Below are 1,324 nucleotides of genomic sequence, written 5' to 3'. Positions count from 1 at the left end.
CGCAGGCGAGGCCAGGCGGCCAGCGCGGCGGCCAGGCCCGCGAGTGCGGCCCGGGAGCGGCTGGGCAGGCAGAGCAGGCCGGTGGCGGCGACGGTGGTCAGCGCCACGTACAGGTTGGGCATGGCCTCGTTGCCGTAGAACAGCGACAGCCAGCAGCCGGCGAACAGCAACGCGGCCAGCGGGGCGGTGTAGCCGGGGCGTACGCGGGTCCAGATGAGGAAGGCGCCGTACAGGGACAGGGATGACAGGGCGGTGAGGTACAGGCGCAGCGCGGTCACCGAGTCGGTCAGTGCGGTCACCGGGGCGACCAGCAGGGGAACGCCCTGGGCGCGGGGGGCGCTGAACTCGGCCGGGGGTGCGTGGGCGGCGAACTGGCTGGCGTAGATCGCCTCGTCCCAGCCGATGCCCATGCGGGGTGAGACGATCGTCAGCTGGGCCGTGCCGTACAGCGCGGCGATCAGTCCGAGCAGGGCGGTGGGGCGGGTCAGCGGGTGCCGCGGGATGCGCGGCGGGCGCGGCGGCGGGGTGGGGGAGGAGGGTGTGCGGGCCAGAGTGCTCGTCATCGCGGGTGTCCGGGGCCGTGCCGCCGGGTGGTCGTCGCAGAAGGCGTCATGTCCGGTGTCTCTCCTGGTCGCTGATGGTGTCCCGGCACGCCGTGCCGCGGGGCGGCGGTCCGGGCGGATGGAGGGATACCCGGGCGGGGCGGGGCGTACGGCGCATGGTGCGTCAAGGTTGGAGAAACCGGCTGGGGTCGGAGTTGACGCTGGTGCTGCGACTGCGGGTGCGGGTGCGACCGGGGCGGGGCGGGGCGTTTGGGCGGCGCCTTTCCGCCTCCGCTGGATTCTCCGGTGTTTTTTCTACCGGATGGATCTCGAGGGTGAGCTGGTGGAAGACGGCGGGCGGGCGGGGCCGGTCGGCGGGGTGGTCGCATGGGCCGCGCGGGAGGGGGCAGTGCCTCGGGGTGCCCGCCGAAAGATCACCGTTACGGCGGATTCGCCGGGATCGTCATCCACGGCGGAGCGAACGGGCGGTGGTCTCGCGCCGTCCCGGCCGGCGGGTGTTCAACCGGATACCGCAGACGGGAGAACCTGGTGACACCGACCGATCACGACAGACGGAACGGGCGCGAGCGGGCCGGCGCGAGCGGAGTCCGCCGCGGTCTTCCGCGGCCGCTGGTCCTCACCACCGCCGCGGCGCTGCTGGTCTCGGGCGGTCTGGGAGCGGCCGCGGCTTCGGCGGCCACGCCCGCGCCCCCGCCGCCGCAGAGCCCGGTGCCGACGGGGACGGCCACCGAGGCGCCGACCGGCACTCCGGTCCCGACGGG

At 74.8% G+C, this 1,324-nt stretch carries 2 pseudogenes; one reads left to right on the top strand and one right to left on the bottom strand.

Annotated elements, in window-relative coordinates:
- Positions 1–563 (bottom strand): annotated as a pseudogene (locus ACWJ6R_RS36475) (hypothetical protein); the annotation flags it as partial.
- Positions 564–1,091: 528 nt separating this feature from the next.
- Between ACWJ6R_RS36475 and ACWJ6R_RS36470 the strand changes: the two are divergent.
- A pseudogene (locus ACWJ6R_RS36470) lies at positions 1,092–1,324 on the top strand (hypothetical protein); the annotation flags it as partial.

It is taken from the genome of Planomonospora algeriensis, from assembly GCF_977012225.1.
This window is presented reverse-complemented; position numbering and strand designations above follow the sequence as displayed.